The sequence below is a fragment of the Agrobacterium vitis genome (genome assembly GCF_013337045.2).
GTDB lineage: Bacteria > Pseudomonadota > Alphaproteobacteria > Rhizobiales > Rhizobiaceae > Allorhizobium > Allorhizobium vitis_B.
The window spans coordinates 210,787-222,604 of the sequence record NZ_CP118260.1 but is presented as its reverse complement, the minus strand read 5'-3'; the positions used below and the strand labels follow the sequence as shown (position 1 = coordinate 222,604).

At 59.0% G+C, this 11,818-nt stretch carries 12 protein-coding genes; 6 read left to right on the top strand and 6 right to left on the bottom strand.

Features of this window, described 5'->3' with window-relative positions:
• Positions 1–26 precede the first annotated feature (26 nt).
• Positions 27–2,456 (bottom strand): glucose/quinate/shikimate family membrane-bound PQQ-dependent dehydrogenase, encoded by a 2,430-nt coding sequence (locus G6L01_RS18930; protein WP_070167951.1) that lies wholly within the window; start codon positions 2,454–2,456, stop codon positions 27–29.
• Positions 2,457–2,791: 335 nt separating this feature from the next.
• Between G6L01_RS18930 and G6L01_RS18925 the strand changes: the two genes are divergently transcribed.
• Positions 2,792–3,094, top strand: coding sequence for an alkylphosphonate utilization protein (locus G6L01_RS18925; protein ID WP_070167949.1), 303 nt, complete (start codon positions 2,792–2,794; stop codon positions 3,092–3,094).
• Here G6L01_RS18925 and G6L01_RS18920 read toward each other — a convergent pair.
• Complete coding sequence (locus G6L01_RS18920; protein WP_139190102.1) at positions 3,081–3,308, bottom strand: hypothetical protein; 228 nt, start codon at positions 3,306–3,308, stop codon at positions 3,081–3,083. The genes G6L01_RS18925 and G6L01_RS18920 overlap by 14 nt on opposite strands.
• A gap of 83 nt (positions 3,309–3,391) precedes the next feature.
• On the opposite strand from G6L01_RS18920, the gene G6L01_RS18915 reads away from it, so the two are divergent.
• The 5 genes from G6L01_RS18915 to G6L01_RS18895 all read left to right on the top strand — a co-directional run bounded on the left by G6L01_RS18915 (position 3,392) and on the right by G6L01_RS18895 (position 7,646).
• Positions 3,392–3,955 (top strand): RNA polymerase sigma factor, encoded by a 564-nt coding sequence (locus tag G6L01_RS18915; protein ID WP_070167946.1) that lies wholly within the window; start codon positions 3,392–3,394, stop codon positions 3,953–3,955.
• The gene (locus G6L01_RS18910) at positions 3,948–4,385 is read left to right on the top strand and encodes a hypothetical protein (RefSeq protein ID WP_070167944.1); all 438 of its coding nucleotides are present in this window, start codon (positions 3,948–3,950) and stop codon (positions 4,383–4,385) included. The genes G6L01_RS18915 and G6L01_RS18910 overlap by 8 nt, the downstream gene beginning before the upstream one ends.
• Entirely contained in the window at positions 4,382–4,831 is a 450-nt protein-coding gene (locus tag G6L01_RS18905) for a periplasmic heavy metal sensor (RefSeq protein WP_070167943.1), read from the top strand. Before G6L01_RS18910 ends, G6L01_RS18905 begins: the two co-directional genes overlap by 4 nt.
• A 76-nt stretch (positions 4,832–4,907) precedes the next feature.
• Positions 4,908–6,419 carry a DUF1800 domain-containing protein gene (locus G6L01_RS18900; protein WP_071205676.1) on the top strand — a complete coding sequence of 504 codons (1,512 nt, stop codon included), beginning with the start codon at positions 4,908–4,910 and terminating at the stop codon, positions 6,417–6,419.
• Between the two features lie 3 nt (positions 6,420–6,422).
• A complete protein-coding gene (locus G6L01_RS18895) occupies positions 6,423–7,646 on the top strand; it encodes a DUF1501 domain-containing protein (protein ID WP_071205674.1) in 1,224 nt (407 codons plus the stop codon).
• A gap of 110 nt (positions 7,647–7,756) precedes the next feature.
• On the opposite strand, the gene G6L01_RS18890 is transcribed toward G6L01_RS18895, so the two are convergent.
• The 4 genes from G6L01_RS18890 to G6L01_RS18875 form a co-directional block, all read right to left on the bottom strand.
• Entirely contained in the window at positions 7,757–8,419 is a 663-nt protein-coding gene (locus tag G6L01_RS18890; RefSeq protein ID WP_070167938.1) for an HAD family hydrolase, read from the bottom strand.
• Positions 8,420–8,505: 86 nt separating this feature from the next.
• Positions 8,506–9,306, bottom strand: a complete 801-nt coding sequence (locus G6L01_RS18885; protein WP_234891885.1) for an SDR family NAD(P)-dependent oxidoreductase — start codon at positions 9,304–9,306, stop codon at positions 8,506–8,508.
• A gap of 57 nt (positions 9,307–9,363) precedes the next feature.
• Positions 9,364–10,413 (bottom strand): NAD-dependent epimerase/dehydratase family protein, encoded by a 1,050-nt coding sequence (locus G6L01_RS18880; RefSeq protein WP_070167937.1) that lies wholly within the window; start codon positions 10,411–10,413, stop codon positions 9,364–9,366.
• Positions 10,414–10,597: 184 nt separating this feature from the next.
• Positions 10,598–11,764, bottom strand: a complete 1,167-nt coding sequence (locus tag G6L01_RS18875; RefSeq protein WP_337692729.1) for an alpha-hydroxy-acid oxidizing protein — start codon at positions 11,762–11,764, stop codon at positions 10,598–10,600.
• Between the last annotated feature and the right edge of the window lie 54 nt (positions 11,765–11,818).

Genomic DNA, 11,818 nt, shown 5'->3' with positions numbered 1-11,818 from the left:
GGCGTTTTGCTGTTATCGCGTTATTTTCAGTTCGGCAAAGCGTAGGCGATGACGTAGTCACCACGATCCGTTGACTGGCGTGCACCGCCTGCTGAAATCACCACATATTGCTTGCCGGTCTTGGGCGACTTGAAGGTCATCGGACCACCTTGGCTACCGACCGGCAACCGGGCTTTCCAGACTTCCTCGCCTGTCGCTGCACTATAGGCACGCAGATAATAGTCCTGAGTGCCAGCAATGAACACCAGACCACCCTGCGTGGCAAGCGTGCCACCAAGTGTCGGCATGCCGATCGGAATGGGCAGGCCCATCTTGATGCCAAGCGGTCCTTGATCCATCACAGTGCCAACCGGCACCTGCCAGACGATCTTCTGAGTTTTCATATCCACCGCTGTCAGCGTACCGAACGGCGGCTTCTGGCAGGGGATGCCTGCGGCGGACAGGAAGCGATCCTTGAGAACCGCATAGGGTGTTCCCTTCATCGGCACGAGGCCCATGCCGGTATTGACGCTTTCGCCGCCATTTGACGTCTTGGTCGTGGGTGCCGCTTCCTGCATCTTCACCCAAAGACCAACACGCATGTCGTTGACGAAAATCAGGTTATGGACCGGATCGGTGGAAAGACCGCCCCAGTTCATGCCACCGAGCGAGCCAGGGAAGGCCAGCGAGGTATCGGTGCCGGGCGCGGTATAGAGGCCTTCATAGCGCATGGATTTGAAGGCGATACGGCACATCAGCTGGTCAAATGGCGTGGCACCCCACATGTCAGACTCGGTAAAGGGACCGGTACCGATTTGCGGCATGCCGACCGAAAGCGGCTGGGTGAGAGAGTAAGGCTCGTTCGGAATATTGGCCGGCTTGACCGGGATATCCTTGACTTCCGTCAACGGCTGGCCGGTTTGCCGGTCGAGAACGTAAAGCTGACCGGCCTTGGTGCCGAAAACCAGGGCCGGGACCTTGGAGCCATCCGCCTTCGGGAAATCGATGAAGGACGGCTGCATCGGCACGTCGAAATCCCAGAGATCGTTATGAACCGTCTGGTAGACCCATTTTTCACGACCCGTGGTGGCATCAAGCGCCAGCATGGATGCGCCGTATTTATGATCGAGTGCTGTGCGTGTCTTGCCGTAAAGGTCAACCGAGGGGCTACCAACTGGCATGAACACCGTGTTGGAGGCCGGATCGTAGGACATCGCAGCCCAGACATTCGGCGTCGAGCGCGTATAGGTCTGGCCCGGAGGCGGCAGCTTGGTGATGTCAGGATTGCCGGGATCAAATGCCCAGCGCAATTCACCGGTCACCGCATCGAAACCACGCATGACACCACCAGGCATATCGACCTGGACGTTATCGGCAATACGGCCACCGACCACGACAGTGGTACCGGCAAGCGTGGGTGCCGATGTCAGCACATATTGCGGATCGGGCGCATCGCCCATGCCGATCTTCAGATCGACGCGGCCATTGGTGCCGAAATCCGGGCAAAACGCACCGGTATCCGCATCGAGTGCAATCAATTGAGCCTGAATCGTGTTCATCAGGATACGGCGTTCGCAAAGCGCACCCGGTGCAACAGTCACCGCGGAGACCGGCGTCGAGCCGGGAACCGTTGGCTGATCCAGCGGACGGGTCGCGTCGAAATAGGCAAGACCGCGGCACCGCATCCACACCGACGACTTGGCGTTGATTTCAGCCTTCCAAAGCTGCTTGCCGCTGTCGATATCGACGGCGATGACGTTGTTATGGGGCGTGCAGAGGAACAGCTTTTCGCCGACCTGCAACGGAGTTTCCTGATCTTCCGCGCCGTTATTGCCGGGGCTGATCGGGGTGTCGCCGGTATGATAGGTCCAGGCGACCGTCAGAGCTTTGACATTATCGACATTGATCTGGTCGAGCGCCGCAAAGCGGCTACCGCCTGATGTATTGCCGTAATGTTCCCAGTTCTTCTGTTCGCTTGTCGGATCGACCGGCACACGGGCAATCGGAGTGCCGGTAAACGGCACGGAAGGATGGGGCATGAACATGCCGGCCACACCGCCTGCGGAGGCCAAGGCCAGAACTGCCGCAAATGTGAAAGAACCGGCGTAGCCGGGTGCCAGGCCCCGCGCCTTGCGCAGAAGCGGCAGCGACAGCAGCACAACGGTGGAGCCTATGCCGAAGGCCAATAGGCGCGAGATCAGCGGCCAGAAATCAAGACCGGCATCCCAGATAGCCCAGACGGCGGTCAACAGCGTGATGATGACAAACAGCACCGCGCCGAGCGGGCGCCGCATCAAAACAAGCAGGCCGGACAGGACCACGGCAATACCGGTGATGATGAAATACCAGCTACCGCCGAGCGTGATCAGTCGGTAGCCGCCGATGGCAAGAAATAAACCGGCGAGAACGAGCACCGTACCCAGCAGGATCAGCCAGAGTTTGGCAACCGCCGAGAGGGCGCCTTTTTGTTGGACCATCGTATTTTAGCTCCTTGAAAGGTTGATCGGATCGACAGTCAACGGATCGCATGAGGTTTCGCCAGATCGACACGAGCCCGAACGCCTTCTATGGTTGGATTTCCGGGGACACTGCCCTCCCGTCACAGGGTTCGCCGGAGGCATGTCTGCCTGCCTCGCTTATCCTTCGTCCGCGCCTTTTTGACAAGAGACAACAAACTCGCATGGAAAAGTCATCGCTGTAGCGGACGAAACCGCTCGTCATGTTCGAATTAACGGATGTTCTCGTTGCAACACCGGGCCTTGCTCCTGTAAGCGACGGAGATCAGATAACATTCACTTCAGGAGCAGGGTCCGTGGCTGGCGATAACGACGATTACATTTATGATGAAGCGACCGGCGAATGGCGCCCCGCCTCCGAAGTGGCAGCTGCTGCCGCTCAGGCATCGGAGGTCCGTGATGCTTCGGGCAATATTTTGCAGGATGGCGATTCCGTCACCCTCATCAAGGATCTGAAGGTCAAGGGCGCTGGCCAGACGCTGAAACAGGGCACCATCATCAAGTCGATCCGCCTCACGGATAACCCGGAAGAGATCGATTGCCGTCACGACGCGATCAAGGGACTGGTGCTGCGGACGGAATTCGTCAAGAAGCGTTGATGATCGGCGGGCCGGGCGAAAACCCGGCCTGCATTCCCGGGGCGGCAGCCCTGGACGCCGGGCCAAGCACCGGATATTCACCAAAAAAATCTCTGAATGAGCGACGGAATTGCGTTTCTCCCGCGTTGAAGATCCATCGACTGAGCTGTCCTATCTCATCTTCGGGAGAAAATTTGATCCGCCTCACCTTGATGCTTCCCAGGTCCTTGCGCATTTTGACCTCCAATGAGGCAAAACAGAGCAGCCGTGTCCGCGAAGCTGCCCGGGTTGCGGTGGATGGGTTGCGGTGAAGAGGATATGACCGACGATCCCGATGAAGAGTTGGTCAGACAAGTTGCGGCGGGCGATCAGGCTGCGATGCGGACCATGGTGGCGCGCAAGCTGCCGCGCTTTCTGGCGCTTGCCAATCGCATGCTCGCTGACCCGGCGGAGGCAGAGGATGTGGCGCAGGAAACCTTTCTGCGCATCTGGAAACATGCCGGAGGCTGGCGGCAGGGCCGTGCCCGCTTCGATACCTGGGCGCACCGCGTGGCAATCAACCTTTGCTACGACCGGCTGCGCAAGCGGCGTGACGTGCTGATGGCCGACCCCCCGGACCGGATGGACGAAGCGCCTCTGCCCGATGCCGGGCTGACGGGACATGAAGCAGACAGCCAGCGGGTCAATGCGGCCTTGCAGGCGCTCGCCCCCCGGCAACGGGAAGCAATCGTCCTGGTTTACTACCAGGACATGTCGAACCTGGAGGCAGCCAGCGTGATGCAGATCAGCGTCGATGCACTGGAAAGCCTTTTGGCGCGTGGGCGGCGTTCGTTGCAGAAGACTCTGACCGGAGATGGCCTGAACGGAGATGGGAATGAGTGACGACAGCAAGCAAGGCATGGATGCAGAGCGGTTTCGCGTGCTCGTTGAAGCCTATGGCGGCGACCGCAAACGCTGGCCCGAAGACCGGCGCGATGCGGCTGACATCTTTGCCGCAACCGAAGCCGGTCGCGCCATGTTGGAGGAGGCGTCCCGCCTGGATGCGTTTCTCGCCCTGTCAGCCCCATCCTCTGCGTCCGCTGCCCTGACAGGCCGCATCCTGCAATCGGCAGACAAGCGCGTCACACTGCGCCGTAGGCTGCATCGCTGGCTGGTCGGCGCGGGGCTTCTCGGCGTCGGCCTTGCGGGTGGCCTTACCGGTGCGCTGGCGGTTGCAATAGTTGCGCCGCCCACCCAAATCCCGATGACCGATACCGCGACGGCGTTTGGCAATATCATGACCGAAGGCGAGATTGCCCAGGAGATACGATGACGGAACACGGTTTCAAGCGGCTGGCCATCGGCCTTCTGGTGCTCAACACCTTCCTGATCTGCGCCCTTGCCGGGGCCGGTTTTTTCTATCTCTATGACAATGCAGCGGTGCCGCCCTCGCGTCTGCCGCTGGCTGGCGAACAACTGCCTTCAAAATTGCGCGGTGAGTTTCAGAAGGCCCTGAACGATGCGCGCCGTGACGTGCGCTCCACCGGGCTTGAAGCGCGCCAAGCGCGCGTCGAAGCCGCAGCCCTGATGGGCAAGCCGGATCTGGACGGTGAGGCGCTGGCCGATGCCCTGAAACGCGCCCGCGAGGCTGAATATGCGGTACGGGCCGCCACCGAGCAGAAGGCAATCGATTTCGTAGCCACCCTGTCAGTCGATGAACGCCGCCGTCTGGCGGACGGATTGATCCAGCGAGAGGCACCACGGCCTGCCACGAAATGATCATATTTCAAAAGCGACGGATTTGAACCTATAGCGACGTTGAAAGGCCGATGATGAAACGGAGTTCATATCGGCCATGTCCAATTCCAACGATGTCGATGCCGCATTGGCGCTCTGGCGCTTCGGCCTTGGCGCTGCGGATGGCGGGATCACCGCCATCAAGGATGCCCCCCGCGATCTCTTAAAGGAAGAGATCACGGAGCGTGCTGTGCCAACACCAGTCGGGGCGCAATTGCGCTCCAGTTCCGATCTGCTGGTAGCGCTTTACGACTACCAAAAGCAGGTCAAAGCCGAGCGCGACAAACAACCCGCAGCCGGTGCCATGGCGGGTGCTGCCATGGCTGGCGCGAATGCGATGCAGGGCGCGGGCGGCACGTCCCAAGCTGCTGGCATGCAAGGCAATGCTATGCAGGCGGGGGCCATGCCACCCCAGTCCATGGACAAAAAGCCGGATATGCCGGTTTCCAAGCGTCCCTATTTTCCGCAGCAGATCCTGCTTGCGGAAGCTGATGCCCGTTTCAATGGAACGATCCACCAACCGTTGATCGGCTTTGGAGAACGGCTGGCGATGTTCTGGGCCAACCATTTTTCGGTGGCGATCAGCAAGGGTGGCGAAGTGCATATTCTGGCTGGCGCGTTCGAGCGGGAAGCCATCCGTCCCCATGTCTTTGGGAGGTTCGAAGACATGCTGCTGGCGGTCGAAACCCACCCGGCCATGCTGGTTTTCCTCGATAACCAGCAATCCATCGGCCCGACCTCGCCCGCCAACAAGAACGGCAAGCGGGGCCTCAATGAAAATCTGGCCCGTGAGATCATGGAACTGCACACGCTCGGCGTCGATGGTGGCTATAGCCAGGCAGATGTGACGTCGCTGGCGCGGATTATTACCGGCTGGACCTTCTACCGCGATGAAAAGCGCCCAGGCCCACAAGGCAAATTCATCTTCAACGCCAATGCCCATGAACCGGGCGACCACACGGTGATGGGCATGACCTATGCCGAGGGCAATGTGGAACAGGGCCGCACCGCCTTGCGCGACCTCGCCCGCCACCCGGCAACGGCCAGACATATCGCAATGAAACTTGTCCGCTATTTCGTCGCCGACCAGCCGCCACCGGCCCTGGTGACGAAACTGGCCGCCGCCTATACCAAGTCGCAGGGCGATCTTTCGGCTGTCTACACAGCCCTTGTCGAGGCCGACGAAGCCTGGAACCCGACATTGACGAAAATGCGCATGCCACAGGATTATGTGGCGGCGATGCTGCGCACCAGCGGGATCAGGCCGAAGCCGGAGCAGATCATTTCCATGCTGAATGCGCTTGGTCAGCCGCTGTGGAACCCCGCCGGTCCGAACGGTTTTTCCGACGTCACCGATGCCTGGGCCTCGTCGGAATCTCTGGCGACCCGTATCGATGCGGCCAACCTGTTTGCCCATCAGATCCAGGGTCAGATCGACCCCCGTGCCTTTGCCGGTGACCGGCTGGGGCCGCTTCTCACCGCCGATACCTTGCAGGCGATTTCCCGGGCGGAAACCCGACCGCAGGGCCTGTCGATTGCTTTCCTTTCCCCCGAATTTCAGAGGCGCTGAACCATGCTGTGCGAAAACCTCTCCCCCACCCGCCGCGCCGTTCTCGGCACATCCGGCGCCTTGTTTGCCTGGGCCTTCATGCCGCGCTTTGCCCATGCGGCTGGCGGGCGCGATCCCCGCTTCGTCACCATCATCCTGCGCGGCGCGCTGGATGGGCTGACCGCCGTACCGCCCATCGGCGATCCCGATTATGAAGGCCTGCGCCAGTCGATTGCGCTGCGGCTCGATGGAGACAAGCCAGTGCTGCCGCTTGATGGCTTTTTCGGATTGCATCCCTCGATGCCGAATTTCCAACGCCTGTTCCGCGCCAATCATGCCGCCGTGGTGCATGCCAGTGCCACCGCCTATCGTGAGCGCTCGCATTTCGACGGACAGGATGTGCTTGAGTCCGGTTTTCCGACGCCCGGACATGTCGAAACCGGCTGGATGAACCGCCTGCTTGAAGGACTGCCAGCCGGCGACAAGATCGCTCCCGGTGCGGCAGAACGCGTGCAGGGGCTTTCCGTTGGGGCAACCGCACCGCTTGTCATTCGCGGCAAGGCACCCGTACTCGGCTGGGCACCATCAGTGCTCAGACCCGCCGACGGCGACCTTGCGCCGCGCCTGATGGATCTTTATGGCCGCACGGACCCGATGCTCTCGAAACTTTTGATCGAAGGCATCCAGACCGGCAAGATCGCATCCGGCCTCGACATGAAATCAAAGGGCGGCCCCGGCGATCCGAACGGCATGGAGCAGATGGCCCGCGGCGCTGCCCGGTTGCTGGCTCAACAGGATGGCCCGCGTGTCGCAGCACTCGCCTTCGAGGGGTGGGATACCCACGCACAGGAAATCGACCGGCTGGCAAAGCTTCTGGCTGGCCTCGACAAGTCTATTGCCGCCTTCGAACAGGAACTTGGACCCGCATGGAAGGATACGGCGATCATCGTTGCAACGGAGTTCGGTCGCACGGCACGGATCAACGGCACTGATGGAACCGATCACGGCACCGGCACGACTGCCTTCCTCGCTGGCGGTGCCGTGCGGGGTGGCCGCGTCATCACCGACTGGCCGGGGCTGAAGCAGAACCAACTGTTCGAAGGCCGGGATCTGGCCGCCACCACCGACATCCGCGCCGTCATCAAAGGCATGGCGGTCGATCTGCTCGGCGCCAGTGCCGGTCATCTGGCCAGTGTTGTGTTTCCAGGCTCGGACAGTGTTCAGCCGATGAAGGGCTTAATCGTCTAACGCCAGAGATGTCAGGCACGAGAGTGTGGCAGGAACCCCTTGACGTTTTGATAGGAGGATTCATTTTCAATGAATCCTCCTATCCCTCATTCCGTCATCAACACAACGGCTCACCAGTTCAAATACTGAATATTCAATCCGTTGGCGTCGAATTTCTTTCTTTTCCTGGAGGAACTATTAATGGCAAACGCCCGTGTCGCCCGTATTAAAATCGGTAGATCATCTAAGCTGTCCGTGTAGGCCACAGTCCATCTCCCCTGAAATCCAATACCGCCAAGCGCTATGCATTTTCTTTCATGGCGACAATGATCGCTGAGAACCCAGCCACCGAGAACGTGGTGTAATCCCGATCCAACCACCTGAATACGACTGTCGATGCACGCTGCAAGCGGCGCAGCTATCCACAGCGGCGCTCCGGTTGCGACGGCCACCCGACTGCCTTGGTTCAAATAATGCCGAAGCTCGGCCAGGCCTTTATCATGCCAGGCTAGCCTTGGCTGTTTGCCTGCGTTAACCCTGTCGGCAAAACGGGCGAAAGAGGCCTTCAAGGCATGTTCGGAAAGTCCGAACGTGGTGATCCAGAGAAAGACCGAGGTTCCCCAACGCCGCAGCGGCGGAAACACAATCAATGGACCGGCGAAAGGCAATGCCAATGCCGCCAGCACAAAGCGCCAGCCAGATCCCCGCACCCGCTCCAAAATCCAGGCGGCGGTTGAATCCCAGTTGAGCAATGTTTCATCAAGATCGAAAACCGCGGACTCGATGTCTTGCATCAGGATGCATTACCTCATTGTTGATGTGTCGGCCTTGATGGCCGATGCAGTATTCGTCCCGTGGTAAGGCTCTCGAAAACCACCGGTCAGGTCGATATCGGTTGTGTATGTCCGATCTCGGGTAGCGCTGGCATCGACTTGCCCAAAATCCACAGCGTTAGTGGCTTGGGCAGAATATGGGCCAGCCGGATTAACCAGCGCATCGTGAAAGGGAACAGATAATCCGCCTTCTCATTCCTTAGCGCATACAGGATGTGGTCAACGGCCTTGTCCGCCGAAATCTCAAGGGGCGCTGGCATCCCATCAGCAGCTGTTGCCTCAGTGGCGACAAACCCCGGATAAACGGTGGTGAACTTAATGCCATAGCGGGCAAATTCGATGCGGCAGGTGTCAATGAGCAGCATCGCCGCTCCCTTGGCTGCTGAATAAGGGCCTTGAAGCGGCACGCCGAGAAACCCGGCTAACGAATTGGTATGGGCGACATAGCCGCCGCCCTGTTTCATCATCTGCTTCAAAACCGGGAAGAGGTAGTTGACCACGACATCGTAATTCAAACGCATGCAGGCATTGACGTCACTGGCGCTCATCAGCCGCATATCCAGGGCCGGAGCACCACCAGCATTCAGATAGATCATGTCGATCCGGCCATAGTGATCGATCACGGTTTTCACCACATCGGCGGCGGCCGCCGCATCGGTTGCATCAGCCGCGATGGCGAGGCAATCGCCACCGGCGCTACGGATATCCTCGGCCAGTTCGATGAGCATCGGCTCGCGCCGCGCCGTAACGATCACCTTGGCACCCTCGCCTGCAAGCCGCAGGGCAAGCAGCCGCCCCATGCCGGAGGAAGCGCCGACGATCAAAATAATTTTTCCTGAAAAATGCATGATTAATCTCCTGCCTGATGACTGCATCATTCCTTAAATCGGCTTCAGCTTGGGAAATTACGCCATCGCGCGACGCTGTTGCGCCCAACCGCGATAGTGATCCGCCATCGTCTGCTCGAATGGCCGGTAGGCGATGCCCAACTCAGACTGGCTGCGCCTGTTATCGAGAGCAAAGCGAATGCCGAGATGGTTCGTCATATATGCCTGCGTCAGGCCAAACAGCGGTCCGATCAACCGAACCACCAGATTGGGGATCTGCCAGGAGGGCAAAAGATAGGGCTTCGGATGAACCCGGCGTGCGTATCCGGCGATTTCCAGGAAGGTCCGGGTATGGTTTTCCGCGAGAATATAACGCCCCTTTGCGTCAGGGTTCAGCGCCGCCCGGATGTGCGCCTGCGCCACGTCGCGAACATCCACACATGCGAGACTGAGGTCCGGCATGCCGTAGAAAAAATATCCCTTGAACATCTCGTCCAGCAGAAAGAGCGAGCCGGATTCGGAGGCGGGCGTCAAGGAAGGGCCGAGGACCATGCCGGGATTGATGGTCGTCAGGCTCCATCGGTTTTGCTCCCTCTGGATTTTCCAGGCTTCCTTTTCCGCCAGAACCTTGGAAAAATGGTATGGATTGTTTTGAACATTGCTCGACGTATTGAAATATTCCTCGGCAACCGTGTTATTCTTCATCGACCGGACGTCGATATAATCGCCAAAAATCGCGCCAATCGTCGATGTCATCACCACGCGCCGGACACTTTCAGTCCTGTTGACGCTGCCAAGAACATTGCGGGTGCCTTGAAGGGCAGGTTCCACCATTTCACGCTGTCCGTCCTTGATTTTTTCCGGCAGCTTGAAAGGCGATGCGACGTGAAAAACAATCGAGCAGCCAGCCATTGCGGCATCGAAAGAACCAGGGGTCAGAAGATCAGCCTCATAGAGCTTCAACTTCCCCGGAAAGCGGGCCTGCATATCGGTCAACGGCCTGGTCTTGGCCACATTGCGCAGGCTTCTGACCGTGGTATGCACAGTGGCATCCATTTCAAGAAGTTGAAGAATGAGATGGCTGGCAACGAATCCGCTCCCGCCCGTGACGAGCATGGTCTCTTGCATTCTGAACCCCTGTTTTTCTTATGGGTATGATCGTAACAGATAGAAGAAACGGTTCGAAATATGCTGATTCCGGCTTGGCCTGAGCTGATCAAAAAATGACCGCAAAAGACCCGGCTCAGATCGTGCTTTGTCACAAAGAAAACAGGCAGCGCCACGTGGACGCCGTGTTTAGGATCGAAGCGGTTTAACGCGTCTGACGGACCCCTGCATTTCTGAGGTCGGCAATCGCAGGATAACCATTGACAGCCATGAGAAGATCGGATTCCGCCAGCATGCATCGTAAATGGTGCACGACGCCTTCGGTGCCGCCAGCCGCCAGCGCATAAGCGTAGGAACGGCCAATACCCACGGCCGCCGCCCCCATCGCCAGCGCTTTGGCAACATCGGTACCGCTTCGGACCCCCGAATCGAACAGGACGGGGATATCCGGGACTGCCCGAATAACATCGTTCAGCATGGAAATCGCCGCGATCCCGCCATTGGCCTGCCGCCCGCCATGGTTGGAACATTGGATTGCGTCAATGCCGGTATCGGCTGCGCGGCGCGCATCATCCGGGTGGCAAATTCCCTTCAGGACGATGGGCAGACGTGTTGCCTCCCGGATCCATTTCAGATCCTCCCATGTCATGATGTGGCCGAATATATTCACCCACTCGAAGATCGCCGCAGCCGGATCCTCCGCAACGGGCTTCTTCAGCCGTTTGGTAAAATAGGGATCACTGACATAATTGGCAAGGCAAAGCCCCCGCAGCTGCGGAAAGTTGGCGGAGTTCAGGTCACGCGGTCGCCAGCCTGTCACCCAGGTATCCAGTGTCACGACCAAGGCTTCAAATCCGGCGTTTTCCGCCCGCGAAATGAAGCTCAAGGCAAGATCACGGTCACGGGGCGTATAGAGTTGGAAGTAACCGGGCGCATCACCGAGCGCTTTGGCAACGTCTTCCATCGGATCCTGCGATAGCGTCGAAGCCATCATCGGCACGCCGGTTTTCGCGGCCGCTTCGGCCACACGCAGATCACCATGATTGTCGGCGGAGCAAAGGCCAATCACACCGATCGGGCTCAGAAAGACCGGAGCTGGCAATGTCCTGCCGAACAGAGGAACGCTCAGGTCACGCTTTGCCGCGCCGTTGCACATGCGCGGAACGATACCATAACCGTTGAATGCCTCCACATTGTTGCGCTGGGTGAACTCATCGCCACAGCCACCGGAGACATAACTCCAGACGGAGGGCGACATCGCCTCTCTCGCCTGTGTCTCCAAACCGGCGAAATCCACGGGCAAGAGTGGCATCTTGCCACTCAACCCGGCAAGATAGATCTCATTTTGAAAGTCTCCAAAATTTTGCTGCACCAATTTCTCCTCCCATTGGTACTGGTATTGGGGCAATGGTATCGGGGCGCGACA

Bases quoted from the DNA above. Each gene is read 5' to 3' on its own strand.
- G6L01_RS18895 (WP_071205674.1), top strand. From the start codon at position 6,423: ATGCTGTGCGAAAACCTCTCCCCCACCCGCCGCGCCGTTCTCGGCACA.
- G6L01_RS18885 (WP_234891885.1), bottom strand. From the start codon at position 9,306: ATGCATTTTTCAGGAAAAATTATTTTGATCGTCGGCGCTTCCTCCGGC.
- G6L01_RS18880 (WP_070167937.1), bottom strand. From the start codon at position 10,413: ATGCAAGAGACCATGCTCGTCACGGGCGGGAGCGGATTCGTTGCCAGC.
- G6L01_RS18915 (WP_070167946.1), top strand. From the start codon at position 3,392: ATGACCGACGATCCCGATGAAGAGTTGGTCAGACAAGTTGCGGCGGGC.
- G6L01_RS18910 (WP_070167944.1), top strand. From the start codon at position 3,948: ATGAGTGACGACAGCAAGCAAGGCATGGATGCAGAGCGGTTTCGCGTG.
- G6L01_RS18900 (WP_071205676.1), top strand. From the start codon at position 4,908: ATGTCCAATTCCAACGATGTCGATGCCGCATTGGCGCTCTGGCGCTTC.
- G6L01_RS18890 (WP_070167938.1), bottom strand. From the start codon at position 8,419: ATGCAAGACATCGAGTCCGCGGTTTTCGATCTTGATGAAACATTGCTC.
- G6L01_RS18905 (WP_070167943.1), top strand. From the start codon at position 4,382: ATGACGGAACACGGTTTCAAGCGGCTGGCCATCGGCCTTCTGGTGCTC.
- G6L01_RS18920 (WP_139190102.1), bottom strand. From the start codon at position 3,308: ATGCGCAAGGACCTGGGAAGCATCAAGGTGAGGCGGATCAAATTTTCT.
- G6L01_RS18930 (WP_070167951.1), bottom strand. From the start codon at position 2,456: ATGGTCCAACAAAAAGGCGCCCTCTCGGCGGTTGCCAAACTCTGGCTG.